General features: G+C 66.7%; 25 protein-coding genes, 1 tRNA gene and 4 pseudogenes. 16 read left to right on the top strand and 14 right to left on the bottom strand.

The genetic code is table 11. The annotated features are described in order from the left end of the window. The 5 genes and pseudogenes from ATB1_RS20950 to ATB1_RS14190 all read left to right on the top strand — a co-directional run. A pseudogene (locus ATB1_RS20950) lies at positions 1-305 on the top strand (helix-turn-helix domain-containing protein); the annotation flags it as partial. 122 nt (positions 306-427) lie between these two features. Next, positions 428-2272 (top strand): Nramp family divalent metal transporter, encoded by a 1845-nt coding sequence (locus ATB1_RS14175; RefSeq protein ID WP_042664829.1) that lies wholly within the window; start codon positions 428-430, stop codon positions 2270-2272. A 78-nt stretch (positions 2273-2350) separates the two neighbouring features. Next, positions 2351-2854 carry an LUD domain-containing protein gene (locus tag ATB1_RS14180; protein ID WP_042664768.1) on the top strand — a complete coding sequence of 168 codons (504 nt, stop codon included), beginning with the start codon at positions 2351-2353 and terminating at the stop codon, positions 2852-2854. Then, positions 2847-5048, top strand: a complete 2202-nt coding sequence (locus ATB1_RS14185; RefSeq protein ID WP_042664770.1) for an LUD domain-containing protein — start codon at positions 2847-2849, stop codon at positions 5046-5048. Before ATB1_RS14180 ends, ATB1_RS14185 begins: the two co-directional genes overlap by 8 nt. Before the next feature lie 171 nt (positions 5049-5219). After that, positions 5220-5513, top strand: coding sequence for a PRC-barrel domain-containing protein (locus ATB1_RS14190; RefSeq protein WP_007274456.1), 294 nt, complete (start codon positions 5220-5222; stop codon positions 5511-5513). 4 nt (positions 5514-5517) lie between these two features. Here the strand turns inward: ATB1_RS14190 and ATB1_RS14195 are convergent, their stop codons facing one another. Further along, positions 5518-6975, bottom strand: coding sequence for a DHH family phosphoesterase (locus ATB1_RS14195; protein WP_042664775.1), 1458 nt, complete (start codon positions 6973-6975; stop codon positions 5518-5520). A 132-nt stretch (positions 6976-7107) separates the two neighbouring features. On the opposite strand from ATB1_RS14195, the gene ATB1_RS14200 reads away from it, so the two are divergent. Both ATB1_RS14200 and ATB1_RS14205 read left to right on the top strand, forming a co-directional pair. Further along, a tRNA-Lys gene (locus ATB1_RS14200) sits at positions 7108-7181 on the top strand. 118 nt (positions 7182-7299) lie between these two features. Next, positions 7300-7530, top strand: a complete 231-nt coding sequence (locus ATB1_RS14205; protein WP_042664778.1) for a hypothetical protein — start codon at positions 7300-7302, stop codon at positions 7528-7530. A gap of 2 nt (positions 7531-7532) precedes the next feature. Here ATB1_RS14205 and ATB1_RS14210 read toward each other — a convergent pair whose 3' ends face one another. Beyond that, the gene (locus ATB1_RS14210) at positions 7533-7784 is read right to left on the bottom strand and encodes a hypothetical protein (RefSeq protein ID WP_042664781.1); all 252 of its coding nucleotides are present in this window, start codon (positions 7782-7784) and stop codon (positions 7533-7535) included. Positions 7785-7903: 119 nt separating this feature from the next. Between ATB1_RS14210 and ATB1_RS14215 the strand changes: the two genes are divergently transcribed. The 4 genes and pseudogenes from ATB1_RS14215 to ATB1_RS14230 all read left to right on the top strand — a co-directional run bounded on the left by ATB1_RS14215 (position 7904) and on the right by ATB1_RS14230 (position 11771). Continuing rightward, positions 7904-9211: an MFS transporter gene (locus ATB1_RS14215; RefSeq protein WP_042664784.1), complete on the top strand. Its 1308-nt coding sequence runs from the start codon at positions 7904-7906 to the stop codon at positions 9209-9211. A 38-nt stretch (positions 9212-9249) separates the two neighbouring features. Beyond that, positions 9250-9748, top strand: a pseudogene (locus ATB1_RS14220) (pyridoxamine 5'-phosphate oxidase family protein). Positions 9749-9939: 191 nt separating this feature from the next. Further along, positions 9940-10215, top strand: coding sequence for a hypothetical protein (locus ATB1_RS14225; protein WP_042664787.1), 276 nt, complete (start codon positions 9940-9942; stop codon positions 10213-10215). A gap of 116 nt (positions 10216-10331) precedes the next feature. After that, a complete protein-coding gene (locus tag ATB1_RS14230; protein WP_042664789.1) occupies positions 10332-11771 on the top strand; it encodes an alpha/beta hydrolase family protein in 1440 nt (479 codons plus the stop codon). 30 nt (positions 11772-11801) lie between these two features. On the opposite strand, the gene thrS is transcribed toward ATB1_RS14230, so the two are convergent. Further along, complete coding sequence (gene thrS / locus ATB1_RS14235; protein WP_042664792.1) at positions 11802-13733, bottom strand: threonine--tRNA ligase; 1932 nt, start codon at positions 13731-13733, stop codon at positions 11802-11804. A gap of 207 nt (positions 13734-13940) precedes the next feature. Between thrS and malQ the strand changes: the two genes are divergently transcribed. The 4 genes from malQ to ATB1_RS14255 all read left to right on the top strand — a co-directional run bounded on the left by malQ (position 13941) and on the right by ATB1_RS14255 (position 17996). Then, entirely contained in the window at positions 13941-15431 is a 1491-nt protein-coding gene (gene malQ, locus ATB1_RS14240; RefSeq protein ID WP_042664796.1) for a 4-alpha-glucanotransferase, read from the top strand. A gap of 63 nt (positions 15432-15494) precedes the next feature. Then, positions 15495-16439: a mechanosensitive ion channel family protein gene (locus tag ATB1_RS14245; RefSeq protein WP_042664798.1), complete on the top strand. Its 945-nt coding sequence runs from the start codon at positions 15495-15497 to the stop codon at positions 16437-16439. 140 nt (positions 16440-16579) lie between these two features. After that, positions 16580-17494 (top strand): DNA-3-methyladenine glycosylase, encoded by a 915-nt coding sequence (locus ATB1_RS14250; RefSeq protein ID WP_042664801.1) that lies wholly within the window; start codon positions 16580-16582, stop codon positions 17492-17494. Between the two features lie 61 nt (positions 17495-17555). Continuing rightward, positions 17556-17996: a DUF555 domain-containing protein gene (locus tag ATB1_RS14255; RefSeq protein WP_042664803.1), complete on the top strand. Its 441-nt coding sequence runs from the start codon at positions 17556-17558 to the stop codon at positions 17994-17996. Positions 17997-18202: 206 nt separating this feature from the next. On the opposite strand, the gene ATB1_RS14260 is transcribed toward ATB1_RS14255, so the two are convergent. Next, complete coding sequence (locus tag ATB1_RS14260; RefSeq protein WP_008093660.1) at positions 18203-18439, bottom strand: UPF0058 family protein; 237 nt, start codon at positions 18437-18439, stop codon at positions 18203-18205. A gap of 266 nt (positions 18440-18705) precedes the next feature. Between ATB1_RS14260 and ATB1_RS20955 the strand changes: the two are divergent. Then, positions 18706-19114, top strand: a pseudogene (locus ATB1_RS20955) (translation initiation factor IF-2 subunit beta). 57 nt (positions 19115-19171) lie between these two features. Here ATB1_RS20955 and ATB1_RS14270 read toward each other — a convergent pair. The 10 genes and pseudogenes from ATB1_RS14270 to ATB1_RS14315 all read right to left on the bottom strand — a co-directional run. Continuing rightward, on the bottom strand, positions 19172-19351 hold the full coding sequence (locus ATB1_RS14270; RefSeq protein ID WP_008574529.1) for a hypothetical protein: 180 nt from the start codon (positions 19349-19351) through the stop codon (positions 19172-19174). 98 nt (positions 19352-19449) lie between these two features. Continuing rightward, positions 19450-20460 (bottom strand): transcription initiation factor IIB family protein, encoded by a 1011-nt coding sequence (locus ATB1_RS14275; protein WP_082256428.1) that lies wholly within the window; start codon positions 20458-20460, stop codon positions 19450-19452. A gap of 102 nt (positions 20461-20562) precedes the next feature. Continuing rightward, positions 20563-21741 (bottom strand): ABC transporter permease, encoded by a 1179-nt coding sequence (locus tag ATB1_RS14280; protein WP_042664810.1) that lies wholly within the window; start codon positions 21739-21741, stop codon positions 20563-20565. 22 nt (positions 21742-21763) lie between these two features. Then, a complete protein-coding gene (locus tag ATB1_RS24185; protein ID WP_343122546.1) occupies positions 21764-22084 on the bottom strand; it encodes an FtsX-like permease family protein in 321 nt (106 codons plus the stop codon). 219 nt (positions 22085-22303) lie between these two features. Next, positions 22304-22959 (bottom strand): annotated as a pseudogene (locus ATB1_RS24190) (ABC transporter permease); the annotation flags it as partial. Between the two features lie 49 nt (positions 22960-23008). Then, on the bottom strand, positions 23009-23803 hold the full coding sequence (locus tag ATB1_RS14295; protein ID WP_198526112.1) for an ABC transporter ATP-binding protein: 795 nt from the start codon (positions 23801-23803) through the stop codon (positions 23009-23011). 6 nt (positions 23804-23809) lie between these two features. After that, on the bottom strand, positions 23810-24994 hold the full coding sequence (locus tag ATB1_RS14300) for a COG1361 S-layer family protein (protein WP_042664817.1): 1185 nt from the start codon (positions 24992-24994) through the stop codon (positions 23810-23812). A 204-nt stretch (positions 24995-25198) separates the two neighbouring features. Then, entirely contained in the window at positions 25199-25504 is a 306-nt protein-coding gene (yciH, locus tag ATB1_RS14305; RefSeq protein ID WP_042664820.1) for a stress response translation initiation inhibitor YciH, read from the bottom strand. A gap of 97 nt (positions 25505-25601) precedes the next feature. Continuing rightward, on the bottom strand, positions 25602-26375 hold the full coding sequence (locus ATB1_RS14310) for a helix-turn-helix domain-containing protein (RefSeq protein WP_042664823.1): 774 nt from the start codon (positions 26373-26375) through the stop codon (positions 25602-25604). 108 nt (positions 26376-26483) lie between these two features. After that, positions 26484-26792, bottom strand: a 309-nt coding sequence (locus tag ATB1_RS14315; RefSeq protein WP_042664826.1) for a helix-turn-helix domain-containing protein, incomplete at its 5' end; no start/stop codon positions are given.

The following is a 26792-nucleotide window of genomic DNA, read 5'->3' on the forward strand; positions in this document are numbered from 1 at the left end:
TCTCGTCCGCCATCGAGCGCGCCGACCTGCCGGGGAGCGGCGTCCGCCATCGAGCGCGCCGACCTGCCGGGGAGCGGCCCGATGCTCGACGCCCGCCGCGAGGCGCTGTCGGCGGCGTACCAGTACCTCACCGACCACCCGGAGGCGAAGAAGGCGGACTTCCTGCGGGACGTGTATCACGACTACCCCGCCGGCTTCGAGTCGGCCGAGGCTGGTGGAACGCGATTCAGCCGGCGCTCAAGCAACTGCCGGGCGTCGACCCGCCGGAAGAGCGCGGTCACATCTGGCACTTCCTCGGGGGGTAGTCCGGTTTTCGAACGCCACAGCCACCCTACGAATTTATACACCATCGGGCCACAATTCCGGCAAACGCATCGATGTCAAGCGATTCGCCGTCCGATAGTTCCGTTCCGGGGTGTCCCGTCTCGTGAGCGACGGTCGCCCTGGTTCCGACGCCGACGCGTCCGCGCGGTCGGACGCGCTCGACGAGTCGGACGACTCCGACGCGGACCTCTCGGACCTCTCGGAGTCCGCGCCCTCGACGGAACCGAGCGTCGCCGGCGGCGACGACGTCTACGCCTCCGAAGTCGAGGGAAAGCAGTACCGCGGCACGTGGTATCTCCCGCTTCGCTACGAGGAACTGGAGGAGTCAGACGACTCGGACGACTACCCCGAGTCGGGCGACGGCGGGTCGTTCCGCCTCGCCGACCTCCCGCGCGTCCCGCGCGTCGGCCACGTCGTCGGCCCCTCGGCAATCATGCTCGGGGCGTCGCTCGGGAGCGGCGAGACGCTCTTTTGGCCCGTGTTGACCGCGCAGTACGGCTGGGCGGTGTTCTGGGCGTTCGTCGTCGGCGTCTTCACGCAGTTCCTCATCAACACGGAACTCCAGCGCTGGACGCTCGCCACCGGCGAGAGCATCTTCCGCGCGTTCGCACGCGTGGGGTCGTACTGGCCGTGGGCGTTCCTCGTCGGCGGCCTCATCAGCCTCGGCTGGCCGGGGTGGGCCGCAGGCGCGGCGCAGGTCGCCACGACGGCGCTCGGACTGGACGGGTCGGTCGCGCTCTTCGGCGCGTCGCTCGCGACGTGGAAACTCGTCGCCGCCGCCCTCATGGGCGTCATCTGGCTCTCGTATCAGGTGTCGTCAGTCATGTACAACGCCGTCGAGGTGTTCCAAATCGGCCTCCTGTTCGTTGCCATCGGCGCGGCCCTACTGCTCGTCGCCGTGACCGGCTCGTGGGTCGAGTTCGCCGACCTCCCCGCGGCCGCGGGGTCGGTCGGAACGCTCCCCGAGGGGCTCGACATCGCGGTCTTCCTCGGCGGCCTCGCCTTCGCCGGCGCGGGCGGCTATCTGAACCTCTCCCAGAGCCTCTGGATGCGCGAGAAGGGCTACGGCATGGGCAACTATCAAGGGCGCGTGAAGAACCCGCTGCGCGGCGACGACCCCGAACCCATCGAGCGCGACGGGTTCGCGTTCCGCCCGACGCTGACGAATCTCCGCCGCTGGCGCGGCTGGTGGCGCGTCGTCCAACTCGAACACCTCCTGACGTTCGTGTTCGGTTTGCTCCTCGTCGCCCCCGCGCTGATGAGCGTGGCCATCCGCTACGCGTCCGGGTCCACCGCCAACGCCATCCAGATGTGGCTCGGCGACGTCGTCCCGCTGCTCGGCCCGGTCGGCTCCTTTCTCGTCTTCGCCGTTCTCTTCGTCGCGCTCTTTACCACCGAGTACGCCATCGTCGAGTCGTTCGTCCGCAACAGCGCCGACGCACTCTACGAGTCCTACGGCCGGGAGGCCGGCTGGGACCTCCCGAAGCTGTTCTGGCGGCTCCTCACCGCCTTCTGCGTCTGGGGCGTCGTCATCATCTTGCTTTTTTCGTCGCCGTTCGAGGGCCAAGAGCCGTTTTTCTTCCTCGTCGTCGGGGCCGCGATGTCCGGCGTGATGATGTGGCCTTACACCGCGCTCGTCCTCGTGATGAACACGACTCGGCTCCCCGAACACGTCCAACCCGGCTGGGCGCGGGTCGTCGGCATGTGGTGGGCGACGGGCTTCTACGGCTACTTCAGCGTCCTCCTCGTCGGGACGTGGCTGACCGAACTCGGTCTCACGACGTTCCGGACAGTCCCGACGGTCCTCGGGAGCGGCACCGGGGGCTACCTCCTCTGGGCGGGCTACTTCGTCGTGCAAACGTACGCGGTGACGAAGTCCGCCGCCGGCAAGCGCGACGCGGCTGGAACTGTCGCCGACGCCGACGAGGCGGCCGGTCGGTTCTCCTGACTCCTATCCTTCATAATTAACCGACAGCGTGGTGCTCGAACCCGAAGAACGATTATGTAGAACGCGCTAGCTCAACGTATGTCAACCGGCACGGTTGCGACGTTCGAGGACTCCCTCGAACGACTCGAAGTAGGCTGGACACACGCGTCTTCCGATGGGCTGGCGGACGTGCTCGAAGGACTCTGTTCGGACCCGACTATCGGCGTGGAACTCCCGTACGACGGCGTCGACCTCCCCGACTGGGTGAACACCGACCCGACCCCCGCGGACCTCCGCGAGGCGAACGCCGGTGTCACGGCGGCTGGACTGGGCATCGCGGACTACGGGAGCGTCGTCGTGCAGGGCACGCCCGGCGGCATCGAACCGGTGAGCCTGTTCGGCGACCTCCACGTCGCCGTCCTCCGGCAGTCGGACATCGTCCCCGGCATGCCAGAGGCGTTCGACTGGCTGGGCGAGGAGTTCCGCACGGGACACTCTTCGGCCATCATCGCTACCGGTCCCAGCGCCACCGCCGACATGGGCGCGCTGGTGAAAGGAGCACACGGTCCGAAGGAAGTTCACGTGGTGATTCTCGATGAGTAAGGCGCGCGAAGCCAAGGCGGCGAAGATTCGACAGCTGATGGAGACCGAAGGCGACGCCGTCGGCACGAGCACCCGCGGGTTCAACGAGGGTCGCTACGAGTCGGTCCAGACGCTCGACGACTACGAGGGGCTGAAGTCGGAGGCGCGAGCCATCAAGGAGGACGCTATCGAGCGCCTCCCCGAACTCATCGACCAACTGCGCGATACCGTCGAATCCAACGGCGGCACGCTCTACATCGCCGACGACGCGGCCGACGCGAACCAGTACATCCGCGAGGTCTGCGAGGACAAGGAGGCCGAACGCGTCGTCAAGTCGAAGTCGATGACCTCCGAGGAGATAGAGGTCAACGAGGACCTCGAAGCCGCCGACATCGACGTGGTCGAAACTGACCTCGGCGAGTGGGTCCTGCAGGTCGCAGACGAGTCGCCGTCGCACATCGTCGCGCCCGCCATCCACAAGTCGCGGGAGGCCATCGCCGACCTGTTCAACGAGACGTTCGAACCCGACGAGCCCCTCGAAACTGCGGAGGAACTCACGATGTTCGCCCGCGAACAACTCGGCGAACTCATCGAGGGCGCGGACGTGGGGATGACCGGCGCGAACTTCATCACCGTCGACACCGGGACGATGGCGCTCGTCACCTCCGAGGGCAACGCCCGGAAGACCGCCGTCGTGCCCGACACGCACGTCGCGGTCGCCGGCGTCGAGAAGATCATTCCGACCGTCGAGGACCTCCGACCCTTCGTCGAACTCATCGGCAAGTCGGGGACGGGACAGGACATCACCTCCTACATCTCGCTTCTGACGCCGCCGGTCGAGTCGCCGACCGTCGACTTCGACGCCCCGGACACGCCGCTTTCGGCGACCGAGACGGACCGCGACTTCCACCTCGTGCTCATCGACAACGGCCGGTTCGACATGCGCGAGGACGACCAACTGCGCGAGACGCTCTACTGCATCCGGTGTTCGGCGTGTTCCAACGTCTGCGCCAACTTCCAGCACGTCGGCGGCCACGCCTTCGGCGGCGAGACCTACTCCGGCGGCATCGGAACCGGCTGGGAGGCCGGCGTCGAGGGCCTCGACAGCGCCGCGGAGTTCAACGACCTCTGTACCGGCTGTAGCCGGTGTACCACCGCCTGCCCGGTCGAAATCGACATCCCGTGGATAAACACGGTCGTCCGCGACCGGGTCAACCGCGGCGAGGTGTCCGAACTCGACTGGCTCGTCGAGGGGCTCACCCCCGACGAGGAACCCGGCGGCGTCAGCCTCCAGAAACGCTTCTTCGGCAACTTCGAGACGGCCGCGAAGGTCGGGAGCTTCTTCGCGCCCGTCTCCAACTGGGCCGCCGGCCTTGGTGTCTCCCGCGACCTCATGGAGCGGTTCCTCGGCATCGACGCCCGCCGCGAACTCCCCGCCTTCCAGCGCGAGACGCTGAAAGACTGGTTCGAGAGCCGCACCTCGCGGGTCGACGACCCGGTCCGGACCGCCGTGCTCTACCCCGACGTGTACACGAACCACGTACAGGTCGAACGCGGGAAAGCCGCGGTCCGAACCCTCGAAGCCCTCGGTGTCGACGTAATCGTCCCCGACGTTCGCTCGTCGGGCCGCGCCCCGCTCTCGCAGGGCATGATTGCGACCGCGGAGGACCACGCTCACGACGTGTACGCCGGCCTCGCGGAGCATATCGACGACGGCCGCGACATCGTCGTCATCGAGCCGTCTGACCTCGCGATGTTCCGAACCGAGTACGAGAAGTTCCTGCCCGAGAAGTCCTTCGAGCGCATCTCCGAGGCCAGCTACGAGGTCATGGAGTACGTCTTCGGGCTGCTCGAACACGGCGCAGACGCGGACGCGCTCTCGACGAGCGAGGGCGAGGGCGTCGCTTACCACAGCCACTGCCAACAGCGCACCCTCGGTCTCGAAGGCCACACCGAGGCGGTCCTGTCGGACCTCGGCTACGACGTTGCCACCTCCGACGTGGAGTGCTGCGGCATGGCCGGTTCGTTCGGCTACAAGTCGGAGTATTACGAACTCAGCGTCGATGTCGGCTCCGAGCTACAGGGGCAGTTCCAGACCGACGAGAACAGAGACCGCACCGTCGTCGCCAGCGGGACCTCCTGTCTCGAACAGCTCGATTCGCTCCTCAGCCGGCCGACGCAACACCCGATTCAACTGGTCGCACCGCGGCGGTAACGCCCTCGAGAACGAGCCGTCGCGGCCGACGGCTCGAACGCCTTCTTTCAACGGAATATCACGACACTATCCGGCGATTTCCCGCCGGCGTCGGACGCCCGTCTGCCGCGTGTCTGCGGCCCGAGTCGTGGGCTACGAACAATTAAGACCCGGCATCCCATGTTGGCGGATATGGACGGGACGCCCGAAGAGATTACGACGCTCGTAGGCCGGGAGGTCTACTCGAACAACGGTGTGTTCGTCGGCGAAGTCGAAGACGTCCGCCTCGACCTGGACCACGAGACGGTCACCGGTCTCGCGTTGACGGCGCTGAACGACGAACTGTTCCGCAATCAAATCGAACCCGGGAAGGGCGTTCTCATCCCGTATCGGTGGGTCCGCGCCGTCGGTGACGTCATTCTCATCAACGACGTCATCGAGCGCCTGAAGAATCCCGAAGAAGACGAAGAGTCGCTCGTCGTCTGACGTTTTAGCTTCCGTTTCCGCTCTCGCCGCCCTCCACGCCCATCGCACGGAAGAGCTTGCGCTTTACCGCTTCTTCGGTGAGTTGGAGGAGCGTGTCGCGGTTGTCGTCGTTGGACTCGATGCCCGTGAAGATGCCGAGCGGAATCTCGACGGACCCCTGCGTGGAGTGGCCGCCGGCCTCGCCGATGCCCGTGAAGGCGTCGCTCAGAATCTTCCCGATGTTCATGCGGATGTCCTTCGACCGCGCCGCGAGGTAGATGGTGTCGTCGGCGATGCCGAAGACGGCGGTCGTGGTGATGCCCTCCAGATTGAGGAGGTGCTGGGCCGCCTGCGTCAGCGCGTCGCGGTCGCGGATGAACCCCGCGTTCGAGACGAGGTGCGAGCCCTGCACGTCGCGGTTCTGGATGGCCTCGGCGAGCACGTCCAGCGTCTCCGGCGACATCGACGGCGACTCGACCTTTTCGAGCGTGTCGTGGTCGGCGAAGGGGTAGAGATACGCCGCGGCCGTCAGGTCCGCGGGCGTCGTGTCGCGCTTGAAGTCGAGCGTCTCGGCGCGGATGCCGTAGAGAAGCGCCGTTGCCACCGCCTGTGATGGGCTGAGGTCGAACTCTTGGATGTACTTCGTGAGAATCGTCGAGGTCGAAGAGACGTTCGGCCGTACGTCGGTAAAGCGGGCGTCGATACCCTCGTCGGGTTCGAAGTGGTCGATGAACACCGTGATGTCGGCGTCGCCGAGGTCGGGCATCCCCGACTTCATGTGGTCGACGAGCGCGACCGCGCCGTACTCTTCGAGCGGTTTCGAGTCGCTCCGTGGGGTAAGCTCGATGCCGAGTATGTTCACGAACGCCCGGTTCTCTTGGTGGCCCATATCGCCCGAGTAGAGGATGTCGGCTTCGACGTCGTACTCGCGGGCGATGGCTTGGAGGGCGACCGCCGACGCGAGCGAGTCGGGGTCGGGGTTGTCGTGGGTGAGGATGGCCATCCCGTGGTCAGTGTCGCGCAGGAGGTCGGCCAGTTGGCGGGCCTTGTATTCGAGTTCGCCGGACTCGACGCTCCGAAGCGCGGAGTCGGCGATGACCTCGGAGGGGTTGATGACCACGTCGGCTCCCAGTTTCGTCAGTTCGTCCTCGGAGACGGGGTCCGACGCGCGGACGACGATGAACTGATCTTCGCCGCGGTCGCGGATGGTCGAGACGGCGGCCTTGTTGGCCTCGACGTCCGACGAGAGGATGAGAATCACGTCGCGGCCGGTGACGGCGTCGGCGAGTTCCGGGTCGGTGATGTCCGTCGTCTGCGCGTTCAAGTCCTGGTCGCGCAGGGCTTCGACGCGGCTTTCGTCCTTGTCGAGGATGAGGACGTCTTTTCCCTCGTCTGTCAGTTCCTCGGCGACCGCGTGCCCGACGCTCCCGCAGCCGAGTATCGCGTACGTAGACATCGAGGAAATGCTGACCCCTGCACTCATCGTTGCCCGCTACTCCGGTCGGCCGCCACTTAACACCCACCGTTTGTTCGTTGTTTCGTGCGTGTGCGTCCCTGCCGTCGTCGTACAGAAAGGAAAGTCATTTTACCTACCGGCAGTTACGAGAGATTGCAAGGGCCGGTAGCTCAGTTAGGCAGAGCGTCTGACTCTTAATCAGACGGTCGCGTGTTCAAATCGCGTCCGGCCCACTTCCTTCATCGCAGACTCACACCGGTAGTCGGGACTCCGTCTCGACCGTTCGTGTCGGATTTTCGACTCGCTCGTCACCTCCGGGTGTTTTATACCCCGCTCCGAACGCTACCGAGTATGAACCAGAGCGACAGGACCGAACTGGTCCTCGTCTTCATCACGCTTCTCGTCGCCGTCGTCTTCGGGCTGGCCACGGGCGTCGGGGAGCACTTCGACCCCGACCGGTTCGTCGCCGCGCTGACCCCGGATTTCGGAGTGCTGTTCGGGGCCGACGTCGTCGCGGGCGCGGTGCTCGTGGCGCTCTTCGGCGCCCTCGCGGTCGGCGCGAAGCTCCTATTCGACTCCTGATTTCACCGACCGAGCGCGACCCACGAGTTCCCGCGGCCGGGCGACGCCGCGAGTCGAAGGGGGAACTCCGACCCGCTCGTCGCCGAGGCGAGCCGCTCCCGCAGGTCAGAAGTCGCACACGCCACCACGGTGCGCAACTCACCGGTCTCGACCACGCGGACGGTCATCGCCCCGTGGTCGTTCATCTCCCGCTCTACCCTGATGAGGCGCGTCTCAACACCTCTCGCCGCCATCGCTCCACCCACTAGTTCCATGCTAACGTATCTCTCGGCGTGAATGATAAAGTTCACCGCCGCTATCGGACGGGCTTTAGGTCGCCTGCGGCGACGGCCGGTTCCGGAACTTCTTTTCGCCGGTTAGCCGCACACAGCCCATGGACCGCACCCGTCTCAGATTTTGGACGCTGTATCTCACTCGGTTCGCCGGCGGTTTCGGGTTCATCACGCTCGTCACGCTCCTTCCGAAGTACATCAACGAACTCGACCCGGGTGCGGTCGTCGTCCCCGAACTCGCGCTCGGCGGACTCGCGCTCGGCGGCTTCTCCCTCTCCCGCGGGTTCGTCATCGGGATGTTCACCACCGGCTTCACGCTCGCCCAGACCGTCGCCGTCGTGCCCTTGTCGTGGGCCGGCGACCGCTACGACAAACGTCTCGTGCTCGCGGGGACGGTCGGCCTCGGCGCGGTCGTCTACGCCGCGTTCCCACTCGTCGACTCCAGTCTCTCGTTTATCCTCGTGCGGGCCGCACAGGGCGTCGCCGTCACCGGCGCGGGGCTGATGTCGCTCGCGCTCGTCGGCGAACTCGCCCGCGAGGGGACGCGCGCGAACCACATCGGAAAGGCGAACGCCGCCCGCTTCGCGGCCTCAATCCTCGGGAGCATCAGCGCCGGTATCCTCTACGACCTGTTCGGCTTCACGCCCATCTTCATCGTCATCACGATTCTCCTGACCATCGCCGTCGTCGCCATCTGGGTGTTCCTCCCGCCGGACGAGACTCGCGTCCACGGCTTTCCGTTCACGGACCTCGCGCTCAACGAGCGCATCCTGACGATGGCGACGTTCCGCGTCCAGTACGCCGTCGCCGTCACCCTCGTCCGAACGTGGGTGCCCATCTACGCCGGCGTCTCGGCGGCCTCGGGTGGCCTCGAATACGGCGGCATCGCCGTCGCGGCGACCGTCGTCGCCGAGAAGTTCACCAACATGCTCTGTCAGCCGTACACCGGGCGCATCTCCGATTCGTACGGCCGGGCGCGGTTCGTCTTCGTCGGCGGCGGCCTCTACGGCCTCATCGCGCTCGCCGTCCCCTTCTCGCCCGCGGCCGGCGAGGCGCTCGCGCTCCCCGCGGTGTTCCCCTTCCTCGGCCCGCTTTCGCCCGCGTTCCTCCCGCTCGTCGGTCTCGCCGGTCTGCTCGGCGTCGCCGACAGCCTCCGCGAACCGGCCAGCATGGCGCTGTTCGCCGACGAGGGCTCCGGCGGCGCGGGCGTCGCCAGTAGCTTCGGCATCCGCGAACTCCTCTGGCGGCCCGGCAGCGTCGTCGCGCCCCTCCTCGGCGGCTACCTCATGGCTGAAGTCGGCATGGAGTGGGTGTTCTTCGTCGGCGGCGCGGCGGCCATCACCGGCGTCCTCGCTTTCCTCGCGGCCCTGACGTGGTCCCACGGGACCGACGCGCTCACGACGTGGTAGGGCTTCGCGCTTAACCTCTCGCGGCCCCTCTTTCTCCCATGCCCGACGACGCGCCGCCCGCGACGACCCGCGACCGCCCGGAGACCGAAGCGAGTTACGGCATCCCCGAGTCGGAAGAGAGGGCTCTTGGAGTGGCGCGTCGTCGAAACCGCGTTCGCCGACGACGAGGTGTTCTGGGTCACGACGACCCGGCCCGACGGCCGACCGCACGCCCGCCCGGTCTGGGGCGTCTGGGTCGACGGCGCGTTCTACTGCGGCGGCGGCGAGCGAACCAGATGGGTAAGAAACCTCGCGCGCGACCCGCGCCTCGCGGTCCACACCGAAAGCGGGACCGACGTGGTCATCCTCGAAGGCGTCGCCGAGCGACTGGACGAGGAGACCGCTGACGACGCCAGCCTCACCCGCATCGACGACGCCTACGAGGCGAAGTACGGGATTCGCCACGGGACGCCGGTGTTTCGGATTCGACCCGAGCGCGTGCTGGCGTGGTCCGGCTTTCCCGCCGACGCGACGCGGTGGCGGTTCGATTCGGCCTGAGCGCCGCCCCGTTTCTGTTTCGCCCCTCCCAGTGACTCACTCGACTGTCTTCCTTTTCGAATCGCACGACTCGGTGCTCGCGGAACGGCATTTCGTATCGCAGTATCTGATTTACGACGACGAGTGGCTGGTTCTGCTCTCCGAACCGGTGGCCACAAAGTATTGGCCCTTCGGCGGCCGAACGACGCTTCATGTCGCTTCGGAGCACCGTCGCTGACAACCTCGGCTACGCGCTCGTCGGCGGTCCTTCGATCGCGTTTCTCGCGTTCGCTGTTTCGGGGTACGCGTACGGCCTCGGCGTCGGTCTCGTGGTCGCCGCAGTCGTCTACACCGCTGGGTGGGCGTTGGCCCTTCGGCAGTCGAACGGGGAGCGCGAACCGGACGCGTCCCCCGGCGCAGACGAGGACGACGCGCGCACGTTGCGGGAGGAGGAAGCGCGGAAGGCAGAATATCACGGGGACCTCTGATAGCCCCGTTTCCGGTCTCCCGAGTCGTCGTGCCAGCGGCGGCGTCACCCCCCGCCTGTTCTCACGCTCTGACACGCGGGCCTAGGGTCATTATCGTGTCACTCGTATCACACGGCATGGACCACCTCGAAACCCCGGCGGTACACCGGTTGCTCACCTCGCCCGCCGGCCGATTGTTGACCTCGCGCCCGTTCGAGGCGTTCAAGACCCGCTCGCTTCCCCGCGAGTTCGGTGTCGTCCGCGCTCGCGCCGCGGCCGACGTCGCGCTCTCGGAGGGCCCGGAAGCGTACCTCCGAGAGGTCGGCGCGCCGCCTGCACCACACCTCCACGACCGAATCGAACGCGCTCTCGCGCGGTACGCCCGCCTCCGCGGCGCGTACGACGAGACGATGGAGCGCTGGGACAGCGTCTTCTGGGGCGACGAGGAGTCGACGCCCGACGAGCGCGTCGCCGTCGAGCGCGAGCGCCGCGAGGTGTCGGAACGGCGGGCCAAACCGACCGACATCTTCGGCTTCCTCCCGAAGGAACACCTCGTGCCGCCGGTGAAGTTCGAGATTCCCTCGCCCGAGGACGCGCGGACCCGCTGGCACCACGAACTCGCCGAACCCGAGCGACTGTACGGCTTCGCCGAGTCCAGCGCGGCCGAGGAGTTCCCCCGCGTCGAGCGCTCGGCGACCGTCCGCGGGCCGGGAACCGTCGAGTACCTGCTCCGCTTCCGGTCGCCCTCGCCGCACCTCAGCGACCGGGCGACCGCGCGGGTGTACGAACCCATCGACGCCGCCGGCGACCTGCCGACGCTCGTCTTCCACTCCGGGTGGGGGATGTTCGACGACCAACTCACCTACTGGCCCGAAGAGGAGTACGTCGCCCGCGCGCTCGCGCCCAAGGGCTACCGGGTCATCCTCCCCGACGCGCCGTGGCACGGCCGCCGCGAGCTACTCGGTCGATACAGCGGCGAGCCCTACATCGCCCGTGCGCCCGTCGGCCTGTTCACGCTCTACTCGGCGGCCGCGCTGGAGACCGCCGTCCTCATCGACTGGGCGCGGACCGAGGGCGCGCCGGTCGTCGGCGTCAGCGGTGTCAGCCTCGGCGGCACCGTCGCGCTCCACGTCGGCGGTCGGTGCGGCGACTGGCCGGAGTCCATGCGCCCCGACCTGCTGTTCCCCGTGGGGATGCCCGGCGCAATCGACCAGACGCTCCTCTCGGGGGGACTCACGAGACTGCTCGACATCGACGACGCGCTCGACGCGGCCGGCTGGACCGGCGAGGTGCTCCACGAGTTCGCGCCGCTGTTGAACCCGCCGAAAGACCCGTGTCTCGCGCCCGAACGCGTCTTCCCGTTCGTCGGGACCCGCGACGAGATGGCTCCCGCGTCCACGGCCCGCGCGCTCCTCGACGAGTGGGGCGTTCCGCGGCCGAACCGCCGCGAGTGGGACTGCGGACATTTCGGCGTGCTCGCGAACCTCATCAGAGACGAGTCGTTCCGGACGACGGTTCGACGAGAGTTGGACGCGGCGGCGCGGAGTCGCCGGAACAGAGAATCAGTTACCGCTTGAGTCGGCCGGACTCGGCCGGAGTCGGGGGCCTCACTCCTCGTCGGCGAGGAAGTCGGGCTCCGGGCGCTTTTCGTCGGCTTCGCTCCGGAGGTGGTCGCGGAACGCCTCGACGCTCACGTCCTTGGCCTCGCGTTCCTTGCGGTCGCGGACGGAGATGGTTCCGTCTTCTTCCTCGTCGCCGCCGACGATGACCATGTACGGGACGCGGTCGGTCTGGGCCTCGCGAATCTTCCGGCCGAGCGTCCACGAGCGGTCCTCGATGTCGACGCGGAAGTCGCCGAGTTCGTACTGGAGCTTCTTCGCGTACCCCATCTGGTCGTCCGAGATGGGCAGGATGCGGACCTGCTCGGGCGCGAGCCAGAACGGGAACTTGCCGTTGAAGTGCTCGATGAGGACCATGAAGAAGCGCTCGTAACTGCCGTAGAGCGCGCGGTGAATCATCACCGGTTGGTGGTCCTCGTTGTCCTCGCCCGTGTAGGTGAGGTCGAAGCGGTCGGGCATGTTGAAGTCGAGTTGGACCGTCGGGCCGTCCCACTTGCGACCGAGGGCGTCCTTGAACGCGAAGTCGATTTTCGGGCCGTAGAACGCGCCGTCGCCGGCCTCGATGCCGTAGTCGATGCCGCTGTCGTCGAGGACCGCGCGGAGTTGCGTCTCGGCCTGCTCCCAGATTTCGTCGCTGCCGACGGACTTCTCGGGGCGCGTCGCGAGCGCGACTTCGGCGTCCAGCCCGAACGTGTCGAACACCGTCAGGATGTTGTCGATGATGAGGTTGATCTCGTCTTCGATCTGGTCGGGGCGGACGAACAGGTGGCCGTCGTCGATGGTAAAGGACCAGACACGCGAGAGGCCCGACAGCTCGCCGCGCTGTTCCTTCCGGTAGACCTTCCCGTCCTCGAAGTAGCGCACCGGCAGGTCGCGGTAGGACCACGACTGCTGGTCGAAGATGGTCGCGTGACCGGGGCAGTTCATCGGCTTCAGGCCGTACTCCTCGTCGTTCACGTCGAGGAGGAACATGTCGTCCACGTAGTTCTCGTAGTGGCCCGACTTCTTCCACAGTTCCGTCCGGAACAGGTGGGGCGTCTCGACGGGATCGTAGCCCGCGTCGAGGTTGAGCTGTTTCGCGTAGTCCGCGAGCTCGTCGAGGATGCGCTTGCCGTTGGGCTGGTACAGCGGCAGGCCCGGTCCCGTCGTCTCGTCGATGGCGAACAGGTTCAGCTCCTGGCCGAGCTTCCGGTGGTCGCGCTCCTTGGCCTCCTCGCGCATGTCGAGGAACTCTTCGAGGTCGGACTCGGACTCGAACGCCGTCCCGTACACCCGCGTCAGCGTGTCGTTTTCCTCGTCGCCGCGCCAGTAGGCTGCGGAGATGTTCAGGAGTTTGACCGCGCCGATTTCGCCCGTCGATTCGACGTGCGGCCCCTTACAGAGGTCTTCGAACTCGCCCTGCTGGTAGAACGAGAGCTCGTCGTCGCCGGCGGCCTCCTCTTCGAGGATGTCGCGCTTGTAGGGGTTGTCGGCGTACTTTTCGAGGGCCTCCTCGCGGTCGACGAGGACGCGCTCGATGTCGAGGTCCTCCTCGATGATGTCGCGCATCTCGTCTTCGATGGCTTCGAGGTCCTCCTGTTCGAGGTCGACGCTCGTCACGTCGTAGTAGAAGCCGTCGTCCGTCCACGGGCCGATGGTTAGCTTGGCCTCGGGGTGGAGCCGCTGGAGGGCCTGCGCGAAGACGTGGGCCGCCGAGTGGCGGAGCACGTCCAGATACTCGTCGGACTGGTCGGTGACGATGACGAGGTCCGCGCCGTCGTGGAGCGGCGTCTCCTTGTCCACGAGTTCGCCATCGACGACGCCGGCGACGGTGTCCTTGCCGAGGCCGGGGCCGATTGCGAACGCGGCGTCTCGCACCGTCGCACCCTCCTCGACGGAGAGTTCCGTTCCGTCGGGGAGGATGACAGCGATATCACTCATACGCGCACGGAACGGACGGGGGAGAATAAGTGTTGTTGAGACGAGCGCGAGCGACGCCCGCTCGCGCCCGATTTCGTGTGATTTGCTAGCACAACTATAGTCGCATCGGTGGCGTGAGACGGACCCCATCCCCGCCCTCACGGTCTCCTCGTCGGCCCGCTGTTTCGACCCAAAGTACCAATTGGGTCGCACGCGGACCCTGTGGGTATGCGACTTTCTCGACAGAGCGGGGTGTTCATGCACGTCACCTCGGTCCCGGGGCCACACGGTATCGGCGACCTCGGCGACGGCGCGCGCGCTTTCGTGGACTTCCTCGCCGACGCCGAACAGTCGATGTGGCAGTTCTGCCCCCTCGGGCCGACGGAGCCGGCCATGGCGAACTCGCCGTACCAATCGACCTCCTCGTTCGCCGGTAATCCGCTTCTCATCGACCTCACCGACCTCGTCGCGCGCGGCTGGCTCACCGACGACGATCTCGAACCAGTCCCCGACTTCGACCCCCACGCGGTCGACTACGAGCGCGTCGGCGAGTACAAGCGCTCGCGGCTTCGCACCGCCTTCGACCGCTTCGAGGCCGAGGCCACCGAGGACGACCGCGCCGCCTTCGACGCCTTCCGCGAGCGCGAGGCCGGCTGGCTCGACGACTACGCGCTGTTCGCCGCCCTGAAAGACGAGTTCCAGCGGGCGTGGATAGACTGGCCGACCGAGCTGAAGACCCGCGACCCCGACGCGCTCGCCGACGCCTGCGAGGCGCGCGCCGACGAGATTCGCTACCGCGAGTTCGTCCAGTTCTGCTTCGACGAGCAGTGGCGCGCCCTCGCCGACTACGCGGACGAGAAGGGTGTCACCCTCGTCGGCGACCTTCCCATCTACGTCGCGCTCGACAGCGCCGACGTGTGGGCCGCCCCCGAAGCGTTCGACCTCACCGAGTCGAACGAACCCGCCGTCGTCGCCGGCGTCCCGCCGAACCCGAACGACTCCGGCCAGCGCTGGGGCAACCCGCTGTACGACTGGGAGACGCTCCGCGAGGACGGCTACGGCTGGTGGCTCGACCGCCTCCGTCGCCTGTTCGACCTCGTGGACGTGACCCGCATCGACCACTTCAAAGGCTTCGACGAGTTCTGGGCCATCGACGCCGACTCCGACGACCCCGGCGACGGCGAGTGGCGCGACGCGCCCGGCCACGACTTCTTCGAGACGGTCGAGCGCGAACTGGGCGACCTCCCCTTCATCGTCGAGGACCTCGGCTTCCTCGACGCCTCGCTCGTCGACCTCCGCGACCGGTTCGCCTTCCCCGGCATGCGCGTCCCGCAGTACGCCGACTGGTGCCGCGAGGGCGACATGTACCAGCCGATGCACTACCCGGAGAACTCCGTCGCCTACACCTCGACCCACGACACCGACACGTTCGTCGGCTACTACCGCGACCTCGACGACCGCACCCGCGACTGCCTCCACTACAACATCGGCGCGGACGGCTCGGAGATTCACTGGTCCATCATCGACGCCGTCTGGAACTCCGCGGCCGTCCTCGCGTTCACGACGACGCAGGACCTCCTCGGCCTCGGCTCCGACGCCCGCTTCAACACGCCCGGTACGCAGACCGGTAACTGGGAGTGGCGCGTCACCCGTGAGGGCCTCGACGACGGCGTCGCCGACCGCCTCGCGAGTCTCACGGACCTCCACATCCGCAACTGAGGCCGCCGACCCTCGCCTCGGTTCGACTACACCTTTTTCAATCGCCCACCCGACGGCAACGGTATGTCTCGCCGTCTCGGCCTCGGCGCGTTCGCCGCCGGGCTCATCGCCGCGGTTCTCTCGGCGTTCGTTCACGCGACGACCCCCCTTTCGGACTTCGACGTGCCCAACGCCGACTTGCTCCTCTCGAAGGGGCTGTCTGCCGCCGCGGTCGCGCTCGTCGCCTACGGCGTCTACCGGTTTCTCGCCGCGTTCTTCGTCGGGCGCATCGCCGACCGCCGCCGGGCCCACGACGTTCGGAACGTCCTCCGACTCACGCTCGGCGGGGTCGCGCTGGTCGGCGTCCTCGGGGCGTTCACGGACCAGTGGCTCGGTGTGTTGGTCTCCTTCGGCGTCATCGGCTTCGCCGTCACCTTCGCGCTCCAACAGCCGATTCTCTCCTTCATCGGCTGGTTCTACATCCTCGTGAAGCGGCCGTACGCGGTCGGCGACCGCGTCAACATCGGCTCGGTCTCGGGCGACGTGGCCGAGGTCGATTTCCTCGTCACGACGCTCTGGGAGACCGGCGGTCCCCTCGCGTCGAACCAGCCGTCAGGTCGGACCGTCACCGTCCCGAACTCGCTCGTCCTCTCCTCTGAGGTCGTCAACTACGGCGCGCTGTTCGACCGCGTCTGGACGGAAGTGCCGGTGCAGGTGTCCTACGAGACGGACCTCCCATTCGTCCGCCAACTCCTCTTGGACGTGGCCGACGACGAGCTCGGCGACGACATGGACGCCGCGATGAAACGCTACCGAGACAGGCTCCGCGAGTCGCCGCTGGACCTCGACGTGGCCGACGGCCCGACCGTCAACGTCGCACAGGAGGAGTCGTGGGTCGTCTTCCGACTCCGCGTGCTCGTTCCCCCGACCCGCGCCCAGCGCGTCAAAAACCGGCTGTACGAGCGCATCCTCGACCGACTGGGCGACCATCCGGACCGCGTTAGCTTCCCGGTGAGCCGCAACCGCTGAGCGCGACGCGACCCGACGCGGCCCGATGTGGCGCGCCTCGCTCGTTGTCGCCCCGATTCGTCGCCACCCCGATTCGTCGTCGCCCCGCCTCGTCCGCCGGCATCGAAACCCGCAAATCCCCCGCGCCCAACGTCGAAGCGATGGAGACGGGTGTCATCGACCTCGCGAGCCTCGACGGAGCGTTCGACCTCCAATCGACGCTGGAGAGCGGCCAGTCGTACCTCTGGGACCGCCCCGACGGCCGGATGTACGAGCGCGACGCGGCCCACGGCGGCGACGCGTGGTACCAGACGGTCGTCCCGCCGCTCGACGGCGTCTCCGACGAGTCCGCCGTCGTCAGGGTCCGGCAGACCGACGGCGCGCTGGAGTGGGAGTCAAACCTCGACGCCGTCCCGCTTCTCACCCACTTGCTCCGCCTCGACGACGACCTCGATGCCATCGTCTCGGAGATGCCCGACGAACCGCTGGTCCGGCGGGCCTACGAGGCGTACCCGGGCATGCGACTCGTCCGCGACCCGCCGTTCGGCTGTCTCGTCTCGTTTATCTGCTCGGCGCAGATGCGCGTCTCCCGCATCTTCGGGATGCAGTCGCGGCTCAGAGAGACCTACGGCGAGCGCGTCGAGTTCGACGGCGAGACGTACTTCGCGTACCCGACGCCCGAGCGACTGGCCGAAGCCACGGAGGACGAACTGCGCGACCTCAGCCTCGGCTACCGCGCGCCCTACGTCCGGCGGACGGCCGAGATGGTCGCCACGGGCGAGGCGACGCCCGCCGAGGCTCGCGGCCGCGACTACGAGGACGCCCGCGACTTTCTGACGACGTTCGTCGGCGTCGGCGACAAGGTCGCGGACTGCGTTCTCCTGTTCTCGCTCGACTACCTCGAAGCCGTCCCGCTCGACACGTGGATTCGGTCGGCCATCGAGGAACACTACCCCGACTGCGACCGGGGGAACTACGCCGACACCTCGCGGGCCATCCGCGAGCGCCTCGGCGGTCGCTACGCCGGCTACACCCAGACGTACGTGTTTCACTACCTCCGCTCAGGCGGGGAGTGAGCGCCACGAGACGCGGTGGCAAGAAGGTTGATAGCCTTCGGCACACAACCTCATCGTAACCATGGACTGCAGAGTCGTCGTCGAGGCCGCGGTCCCGGTGTACGACGTGGAAACCGTAGACGAGGCGATTCGCATCGCCATCTCGAAGACCGGAGAGATGCTCAATCCCGACCTGAAGTACGTCGAGATTAGCATGGGCGCTCGAACCTCGCCCGAGGGCGAGGAACTCCCTCCCGCGTTCATCGCCGCGGACGAGGCGCTCGTCGCCCTCGAACTGGAGATGACCGTCTTCAACGTCGAACAGGAAGAACACGCCTCGCGCATCGCCCGCAAGGAAATCGGCCAACGTCTCGAAAACATCCCGCTGAAAGTGCTGTCGGTCGAACGGGTCGACGACGACTCGGTCGAGACGGACGGCGAGGGAGACACCCGAACCGAAACCGGCGCGTCGGACCCCGACGAAACGCTCGTCGACTTCGACGACCTCGTCGACGACCGCTGAGACCGTCGTCGCCGCATCGCCCCGTCGCCGCGTGTCGGTCTCGCGCCACCGCTTCTGGGCAGCCTACTGCTGTTGTTGCTCGCGTACGGAACTCATCCACTCACTCGGCACGGCAGTCGCTCGGAAGCGGCGTTACGCGAGAGAGAACGGCGCGGTCGCTCTCGGGTGTAGGGTCGTGTAGAGGAGAACGCGTTTCTTTTCTCGGTTCAGTCGGCTTGCGGTGCAAGCGGCTCTGGTTCGGCCTCGTGCATCGCTCCGGTGATACCCTTCGCCAGTTTAAACACGGCTGCTTTGTGGTCCGTCTTGGACTTGTGGATGGATGTCGGTCGTACGCCGAGTTCGTTGTACTCGACAAGACTGATTTCCTCGTCCTCCCAGGCCTCAATCTGGGTGTGGACTTCTGCGAGCAGACCGTGCAGGTGGATGAGTTCCTGCTTCTTCATGAGCAACCACGGCTTGAGACCGGAGGGATATAGTATTATCTTGAGTCACGTTAGCATCCGACTCCCTTAAACCGCCGATTATGGGTGTCTCAGGGAAAATTTCGTATTCGTCAGTTTGCAATTCGTTTGTTGTTTCGCCCGTCGATAGTGAGCCTCGGCGGAATCTCACGAGCAGTTTATATAGCTATGTAGCTCGCGCGCCGAGCGGCGGCCGCGCGCGCCGGGGGTCGTGAGAATTTTACGCCGGCGCGCGCGTACTGTCGCGCATGGACTACGACGACCAACTGGACCGCGCGCTCTCGGAGTCGTCGGACGTGGCGGAAGGCGGCGACCGCTTCAGCGTCCCGGAGCCGACGGTCCGACAGGAGGGGAGCGTCACGGGTCTACGAGAACTTCGCGGCGACCCACGACCGGCTCGCTCGCGAGGCGACGCACGTCCTGAAGTTCTTCCAGACGGAACTGGGAACGAGCGCCCAGATCGACGACCGGGGTCGAGCGCGCTTTACCGGCGAGTTCAGACAGCGTCGCATCGCCGACGCGCTCGACGAGTACGTCGAGTCGTTCGTCCGCTGTAGCGAGTGCGGGTCGCCCGACACGAAACTCGTCACTGAGCAGGGCGCAGAAGTGCTGAAGTGCGACGCGTGCGGCGCGCTCTCGGCGATTCCCGACATCTGAAAAACGAACGCCCGGGGGTCGCTCCCGTTCGGGAGACGGCCCCGCCGTCACGCCTCGCTATTCGAACTGCTTGAGCGTCTGGAGGTCGCGTTCCGTCCGCATGAACTCGGCCGTGCGACGCGTCGCGCCGCAGCCCTGACACGAGTAGTTGTCGCGGTGAGCGGGGAGTTCGGTCGGATTCGTCTCCCAGTCCTTTCCACATTCGGGGCACAAGAGTCGGACGAACGCTTCAACCATACCCCGTATATCCTCCGGGAGCGCGGATAAATGTTGTTACGGGCTGGCACGGGCGAGAAAAAGTGCGGCCCACCGGACTCACCGGGACCACAGAGCGCTTACGCGAACAGGGTGCCGTCTTGGACTTCGAGCAGCTCCTTGTAGCGGTTGCGGATGGTGACCTCGGAGATGTCCGCGACCGTCGAGACCTCGCTTTGGGTCACCTTCTCGTTGGTGAGGAGGGCGGCGGCGTAGACGGCGGCGGCGGCGAGGCCGACCGGCGACTTGCCAGAGTGGATACCCGTCTCCTTCGCGTCGCGGAGGAGCTGACGGGCCTGCCGCTCGGCCTCGTCGGAGAGGCCGAGTTCGCTGGCGAACCGCGGGACGTACTGCTCGGGGTCGGCGGGCTTGATTTCGAGCTTCAGCTCGCGGACGACGTACCGGTACGTCCGAGTGAGCTCCATCTTATCGACGCGCGAGACCTTCTCCAGTTCGTCGAGCGAACGGGGAGTGCCCGCCATCCGGGCCGACGCGTACAGCGCCGCGGTGGCGACGCCCTCGATGGAACGGCCGGGGAGCAGGTCGTCGTTGAGCGCGCGGCGGTAGATGACCGAGGCGGTCTCGCGGACGGTGTCCGGAAGCCCGAGCGCCGAGCCCATCCGCTCGACCTCGCCGAGCGCTTGCTTGAGATTACGCTCTTTGGAGTCGCGGGTGCGGAACCGCTCGTTCCACGTGCGGAGCCGCTGCATCTTCTGGCGCTGTCCCGACGACAGGGAGTTGCCGTAGGCGTCTTTGTTCTGCCAGCCGATGTTGGTCGACAGTCCCTTGTCGTGCATCATGTTCGTCGTCGGCGACCCGACGCGGGACTTCTGGTCGCGCTCCGCGGCGTCGAACGCGCGCCACTCCGGCCCGCGGTCGATTTCGTCCTCGCGGAGGATTTCGCCCGTCTCGGGGTCGACCCACTCGCCGTGTTGTTCGTCGTAGACGAGGTCGGTCCGCTCTGCGACCGCCGCCTCGGACGACTCGGCCTCGTCTTCGTCGCGCTCCTCGCCGGACCGTCGGACCTCGGGCTCCGCCGTCGGTGCCGACTCGTCCCGCATCGAACGCCAGTCGACGTGTTTCGTATCCATTGAGTATCGGTTCATTCCCTATCGAGGGTAATGGGCTCTCGGTTGGAATATGCCAAACACCTTCGATTCGAGGGATGACGGCCGGAGAGCGATTCCGCCCACTCAGCCCCGGAGCGCGTCGATAGGCCGCTCATTTGCCGCCCGCCACGCGGGGTACGCGCCGGCGAGCAGGCTGGTCAGGATACCGAACGCGACCGCCCCGGCCAAGTACAGGAGCGCCGACTGCGTGAAGGCGAAGGGGTCACCGAGGAACAGCGCGTTCGCCACCATCGCCACGGCGACGGCGATGGCGAGACCGACCGCCGAGCCGAGCGCGCCAAGGAGTACCGCCTCGACGAGGAGAATCCGGACGATATCGACCTTGCCGTAGCCGACCGCCCGCAGGACGCCGATCTCTTCGCGGCGCTTGATGACGGCCATCAGCATCGTGTTCGCAATCGAGACGCCGGCGACGAGAAGCGAGATGGAGCCGAGGCCCGCGAGGAACGCGTTGATTCCGTTCACGAGCGTCTTGAGCAGGCGGACGAGCGAGGTGAGTTCGAACACCAACAGCCTGTCTTTCCGGTCGTTGAAGCGGTCGCGGAGCGCCTCGGCGACGGCTTCGGCCCTGTCTGTCGACTCCGTCATCACCTCGACACGGCTGTACTGTCGCTCTCCGGTCTCCTCGATGGGGAGGAACAGTCCGCCCCCTCCGAACGACTGACTCTCGGCCATCACGGCGACGACGCGGTAGGTGTGTTCTGTCTCGACGGTTCCGGTCTCCGTCTCCGTCTCCGTCTCGGAGACGAGTTTGAGGCGCTCGCCGAGTTCGACGCCGCGGTCGGCCGCGAACCCGTGGGAGACGACGACGCTCTGTCGCCAGTTGTCGGGGATTCCGCCCCGTTCTACCTCGTGTAACTGTCGGGGGTCGTCGATGTAGGTGACCGACACCCCCTCGCGGGTGCCGTCGCTCGTTATCAGCTCCATGCTTCCGGGTTCCGTCGCCACGATTGTGGCCGCCCCGACCGTCTCGTCTATCGCTTTGACGTCCTCTCTGTCGAAGTGCGACGCTTCCATGTCGGCCCCCGGCGAGACGTAGACGCTCGTCGCGCCTTGGGCCTGGATGCTCTGCAGTTGGCTCTGCTTGAACGCCGCACCGCCCGCGCCGATTGCGCCGATTGCGACGACGCCGATGAGTATCGAGGCCGCCGCGAGTATCGACCGGACCTTCGCCCGCGAGATGTTCCGTCGGGCGATGACGAGTCGCGGGAACCGCCCGGCGATTCGGTGGCGCAGGCTCACCGTCCCTCGCCCCACGTTCGCGTCATTCTAACGCCTCCACGGGCCGCTTATTTGCGGATTTCCACGCGGGGTACACGCCGGCGAACAGCGACGTGAGGACGCCGAACAGCGCCCCGAGAGCGACGTATCGAAGCCCTGCGGCCGTGAACGCCAGCGGGTCCCCGACGAGGAACTGGTTAAGCACCATTCCGATGCCGAGCGCGAGCGGGACGCCGATTGCGGCACCGACGAGGCCGAGGATGGTCGCCTCGGCGAGGAGCAGGCTCACGACCGCCCGCTTGGGATAACCGACCGCCCGCATGACGCCGATTTCGCGTTCGCGCTCTATCGCCGTCATCAACATGGTGTTCGCGATGGTGACCGCGGCGACGAGGAGCGAAATCGAGCCGACGCCGATGAGGAACTGGTTTATTAGTTCGAACGTCTGACTGAAGCGCTCCCGCTGTTCTTGGACCTCCGAGACGGAGATTGTCCGCCGTCGGGTGTTGAACTCCGTTTCGAGACTCTCGGCCGCCTCGCTTATCGACCCCGTCTGCGGGTCGACCCTGACGATGACCGAACCGTACTTCGAGTCGGAGTCTTCGAGCTGGCTGAGTCGGTCGAACGGAAGGAACACGGAGCGGTCGGCCTGTAGCTGGTCGGCGAACCCCTGCGGTTCGAGCACCGCCGCGACGCGGAACGTCCGCTCGAAGCTCCCGTTTATCGTCACCGTCAGCTGGTCGCCCGTCTCAACGTCGTTGTTGTCGGCGAACCGGGAGCCGACGACGACCTGCTGTCGCCAGCTATCGGGTATCGACCCCGATTGCGCATCGTAGAACGTCCCGAGGCAGCCAGCCCCTTCACCTGGGCCGAGGGGGAGGTCTCTCCCGACGACGTACGGACGACGGTGTCCCAGCGCTGGATGACGGGGTGGACCGCCGCGCCCGATGTCGCCTGTCGCATCCGACTGACGTCTTGGTCCGAGATGCCCCCGGTGATGTCACCGTCGTCGTTCATGTAGTAGACGGGGCTGACGGTGGCGGTCCCCCCGAACCCCTCGTACGCCTCCATCTGGTCCTGTTTGAACGCCTCGCCGCCCGCGCCGATGGTTCCGATGGCGACGACGCCGATGACGATGGCGACGACGGCCAGCGTGGTCCGCGCGGTGGCGCGAGACAGGTTTCGGCGGGCCAGCACGACCGTCGGGAACCGAGCGGTCACCCGGCGGAGCCAACTCACGGGGACGCACCTCGAACGAAAACGGCGCGCGGCCGCGGTTCCGCGACGCTCACGCTCCGTGCCCTCCGTCAGCGGCCGTCTCGCCCGTGTCCTCGATGACGCCGTCCACGAGGTTCACCACGCGGTCGGCCTCCTCGGCGACGTAGGCGTCGTGGGTGACCGTGACGATGGCCACGTCCTCCTCGGCTCGGAGTTCGTCGAACAGGGCGAGGATTTCGTCGCCGGTGTCGCGGTCGAGGTTCCCCGTCGGCTCGTCCGCCAACAGGAGCGCGGGGTCGTTGATGAGCGACCGCGCGATGGCGACGCGCTGTTTCTGTCCCCCCGACAGCTCGTCGGGGTAGTGGTCGAGCCGGTCGCCGAGACCGACCCGCTGAAGCAGCGTTTTCGCCCGCTCGCGCGTCTTCACCGGGGTCTTGTCGAGCATCCGCGGCATCTCGACGTTCTCCAGCGCCGTCAGGGTCGGAATCAGATAGAAGCTCTGGAACACGAAACCGATGGCGCGCTTCCGCTTTCGGGTTCGGTCCGCGTCGGAGAACGTCGACACGTCCTGTCCCCGAAGACTGACCGCACCGTCGGTCGGCACGTCGAGTAAGCCAAGCAGATTGAGGAGCGTGGATTTCCCGCTCCCCGAGGGGCCGACGATGGCGACGAAGTCGGACGGCGCGATGCCGAAGTCGATACCTTTCAGCGCCCGGACGGTCTGGGTTCCCGTCTGGTACTCCTTCGTGACGTCTTCGCCGCGGAGTATCAGGTCGCCGCCGACGCCCGCGGCGTCACCCGGTCGGTCTCCGCGGTCGGTCTCCGTCGGCTCCGCCCCCTCGGAGTCGGAGGTGTCCCGTGTCATCTGTCGTCAGCTCCGCCAGCGATAGACGACCGCACCCACGAGGAGGAGCGCGGCGGCGCCGCCCACCGGGAGAAGCGGGAACCCGCCCGACCCCGAGTCCGGCACGGGGCGACGCATCATCTGACGGTCGACGCTGACCGACGTAGTGACCGACTTCTCGACGCCGCCGACGCTGTACCGAACCTCGACGGGAACCGAAGAGACGTTGCCCTGTGCGGGGGTTCGGAGAGTGAACGACGAGAAGTCGCTCCCGTCGATGCTCCCGATGAAGTAGTTGCTTCGCTCGACGCTCGACGAGTCCGCGACGGAGACGACGACTCCCTCGACGGCGTCGGAGCCGACGTTCCCGGCGGTCGCCGAGATTTCGAGCGTGCCTCCGGCCTGCGTCGCCTGCACGTCGGTCAGGATGACCTGTCCGGGGTTCGTCGGAGAGCTAAACGCGGGGCGATACGTGCGGGTGAGCTCGTGTTTCTCGCCGCGGTTCGAGTACTGGAGCGTCACGTTCACCGGGTACGACCCGGCCTCGTCGACCCGCGCGGGGAAGGTGAACGTCGTGGCGTTGCCCGCCTTCAGCCGTGGCTTCACGCGCTCGGTGACGCTGAAGTTCACGTCCGGCGAGGACGAGACGACCCGCAGTTGTCGAATGTCCTCGGTGAGCCCGTTCGAGACGGTGACGTTCACGGACCGAGTGGCACCGGGTACGGCCTCCTCGGTCGAGAGCTCTATCTGCGGGCGGGAGACCTCCTTCACGTCGACGGTCACCGGGTACCGAACTCGGACGTGCGAGCCGTCGTTTTGTCTGCCGACCAGCACGACGCGGAGGTTTTTCGACCCGGGGTCGTCGAACGAGACGGCGACCGGGATGGTGATGCTCGACCCGATGGTTATCGTCCCCACGTCCTCGATGCGCGCGATGTCGGTGGGGCTTCCCTGTCGGCGGACGTAGACGTCGGTGACGTCGACGACGCTCGGACTGTTCTCGCCGTTCCGAATCGTCACTTCGAGGTCGGTCTGTTCGCCGGGCGTCGGCTCCGCCGGCGCGACCGTCACGTCGGAGATTCCGATGTGCGCCTCGGCCGCTTTCGCCGGCCCCGTCGCCAGCGGGACGGTGACCGCGGAGAGCACGACGACCGCGACGAAGAGCCACGAGAGAACCGAGCCGACGCCGTCGTTCGGTTCCCGCGGACTCATCTGTTTCTCCTCACGCAATAATGTTGTTTCGTTGCCATCATTGGCTAGTCGGACTGACCAGCCCCACATAAGTTCCTTGGTTTACATGTCTGTTGCCGAACTAGTTACTGCTGGGCTCGCACTCGGTCGCTCCCCGGGAAAAACGCGGTCGAGGTGAGGAGATCTGAGTCAGATGGTGGCAACTTCGACGGGCGACGCTCGGAATCAGGTCTCGACGCTGAAGCCTTCGTCGCGGAGCGCGGCTTCGAGGCGCTCGCCGTGTTCGCCCTGTAGCTCGATGCGGCCGTCGTCGGTCACGGTCCCGCCGACTGCGAGCCGTCGCTTCAGGGTCGACGCGAGCGCGTCGAGTTCGTCGGTCGGGAGGTCGAGGCCGTCGACCACCGTCACGGGCTTGCCGTACCGTCGGGTATCGACGCGAATCGACGCGCGCTGGTCCGCCCGCGCGAGGTCGTCGCCGATTCCGAGGTCGTCCGGCAGGCCGGTGATGTCGCTGAAAGTGTCCTTTCCCACGTATTCGAGTACGCGTCCGCAGCGTATCAGGATGCGGTTGGAATATTCCAACCCACCTGTGAGCGTGTCTCGCGGGGCGTTCGACCCGACTCGTCGGTCACGCGCTCGCTTCGAGCTTTTCGGGGTCGACGCGCTCTTCGACCTCGGTGCCGAGCGTGCCGGTGACGAACTGCCGGGCCAGCCACGCCTCGGCGCGGGTCAGACGGTACTGGAGCGTCGAATTCGGGATGTCGAGTTCCTCGGAAATCTCTTGGACGGTGTGTTGGCGCGGCGTCTCGTAGTAGCCGAACTCGACGGCGGCTTCGAGCGCGGCCTGCTGTTCCGGCGGGAGGCCGTCGGCGGAGACGCCCTCTTCGAGCCAGCATTCGGGTTCGCTGATGCGCTGGACGCTCAGCGAGAGGCCGTCGCTGAGGCTGTCTTTGACCTCCTCGTAAATCTCGCTCACCGTGTCGTCGTCGGAGATGAGCAGTCGCCACTGGTTTTGGGCCCCTCGGCGCTCGGCCTGCATCAGGAGACCGTCGCCGATGTGCTTCGCGGCGACGTGCGGAATCGACTGAATTCCGTCGCCCTCCTCGCGGCAGGAGTAGACGATGCGCCCGTTGGGCGTCTCCGAGAGCACTTCGAACTCCCACTCGACGACCGGTGCGCCGCACATCCCGAGGACGCCGTTGCACCGGGTGGCCTGTTCGATGACCTCGTCGAACGCTTCGAGCGCCTCCGTCGGCCCGGTGAGGCGGTCGAGTCGCCACATCGACTCGCTCGTGGCGTGTATCGCCATGGTCTTGGAGTGTAAGTCCGGGTTCTCGATGAAGAGGTCCATCACCTCGTCGGCACCCCGCTCGTACTCGACGGTGAAGACGAATTCGCGCATGGATTCGAGGTAGTCGCCGGAGGCCTATAGCCTTGGTTGGTATGTTCCAACTTCGGCTCGCATCCCGGACTTCCGACTCAGGCCCCGAACTTCGGTCGCTCGCCCCGCTCAGGACTCGTCGAAGGGCGACCGGGCGTGTTCGGGCACGTTCTCGGGGCGGGCGATGAGGTTCTCCCGGCCGAGGTTTATCTTCGTGACGCTGCCCTCGTCGGCCATCCGCGAGAGGACGCGGCTCACTTTCGACTTCGACCAGCCCGTTCCCTCGACGACCTTCGACTGCCGGAGTTGACCGCCGCTGTCGTCGAGGAGTTTGAGAATGCGCGTCTCGTCGTCGAGGAGTTCCTCCTGACCGGGATAACCGCCGGCGGTCTGCTCCGAGCGAACTGGGCCGCCGCTCCCGCCCGTTTGGACCGTGTT

This window comes from Haloferax sp. ATB1 (assembly GCF_000730175.1).

What these genes read in the sequence shown, in the direction of transcription:
- ATB1_RS14180 (WP_042664768.1), top strand. Translation starts at nt 2,351, where the DNA reads ATGTCAACCGGCACGGTTGCGACGTTCGAGGACTCCCTCGAACGACTC.
- ATB1_RS14185 (WP_042664770.1), top strand. Translation starts at nt 2,847, where the DNA reads ATGAGTAAGGCGCGCGAAGCCAAGGCGGCGAAGATTCGACAGCTGATG.
- ATB1_RS14190 (WP_007274456.1), top strand. Translation starts at nt 5,220, where the DNA reads ATGGACGGGACGCCCGAAGAGATTACGACGCTCGTAGGCCGGGAGGTC.
- ATB1_RS14195 (WP_042664775.1), bottom strand. Translation starts at nt 6,975, where the DNA reads ATGAGTGCAGGGGTCAGCATTTCCTCGATGTCTACGTACGCGATACTC.
- ATB1_RS14205 (WP_042664778.1), top strand. Translation starts at nt 7,300, where the DNA reads ATGAACCAGAGCGACAGGACCGAACTGGTCCTCGTCTTCATCACGCTT.
- ATB1_RS14210 (WP_042664781.1), bottom strand. Translation starts at nt 7,784, where the DNA reads ATGGAACTAGTGGGTGGAGCGATGGCGGCGAGAGGTGTTGAGACGCGC.
- ATB1_RS14215 (WP_042664784.1), top strand. Translation starts at nt 7,904, where the DNA reads ATGGACCGCACCCGTCTCAGATTTTGGACGCTGTATCTCACTCGGTTC.
- ATB1_RS14225 (WP_042664787.1), top strand. Translation starts at nt 9,940, where the DNA reads ATGTCGCTTCGGAGCACCGTCGCTGACAACCTCGGCTACGCGCTCGTC.
- ATB1_RS14230 (WP_042664789.1), top strand. Translation starts at nt 10,332, where the DNA reads ATGGACCACCTCGAAACCCCGGCGGTACACCGGTTGCTCACCTCGCCC.
- thrS (WP_042664792.1), bottom strand. Translation starts at nt 13,733, where the DNA reads ATGAGTGATATCGCTGTCATCCTCCCCGACGGAACGGAACTCTCCGTC.
- malQ (WP_042664796.1), top strand. Translation starts at nt 13,941, where the DNA reads ATGCGACTTTCTCGACAGAGCGGGGTGTTCATGCACGTCACCTCGGTC.
- ATB1_RS14245 (WP_042664798.1), top strand. Translation starts at nt 15,495, where the DNA reads ATGTCTCGCCGTCTCGGCCTCGGCGCGTTCGCCGCCGGGCTCATCGCC.
- ATB1_RS14250 (WP_042664801.1), top strand. Translation starts at nt 16,580, where the DNA reads ATGGAGACGGGTGTCATCGACCTCGCGAGCCTCGACGGAGCGTTCGAC.
- ATB1_RS14255 (WP_042664803.1), top strand. Translation starts at nt 17,556, where the DNA reads ATGGACTGCAGAGTCGTCGTCGAGGCCGCGGTCCCGGTGTACGACGTG.
- ATB1_RS14260 (WP_008093660.1), bottom strand. Translation starts at nt 18,439, where the DNA reads ATGAAGAAGCAGGAACTCATCCACCTGCACGGTCTGCTCGCAGAAGTC.
- ATB1_RS14270 (WP_008574529.1), bottom strand. Translation starts at nt 19,351, where the DNA reads ATGGTTGAAGCGTTCGTCCGACTCTTGTGCCCCGAATGTGGAAAGGAC.
- ATB1_RS14275 (WP_082256428.1), bottom strand. Translation starts at nt 20,460, where the DNA reads ATGGATACGAAACACGTCGACTGGCGTTCGATGCGGGACGAGTCGGCA.
- ATB1_RS24185 (WP_343122546.1), bottom strand. Translation starts at nt 22,084, where the DNA reads ATGTTGATGACGGCGATAGAGCGCGAACGCGAAATCGGCGTCATGCGG.
- ATB1_RS14295 (WP_198526112.1), bottom strand. Translation starts at nt 23,803, where the DNA reads ATGACACGGGACACCTCCGACTCCGAGGGGGCGGAGCCGACGGAGACC.
- ATB1_RS14300 (WP_042664817.1), bottom strand. Translation starts at nt 24,994, where the DNA reads ATGAGTCCGCGGGAACCGAACGACGGCGTCGGCTCGGTTCTCTCGTGG.
- ATB1_RS14310 (WP_042664823.1), bottom strand. Translation starts at nt 26,375, where the DNA reads ATGCGCGAATTCGTCTTCACCGTCGAGTACGAGCGGGGTGCCGACGAG.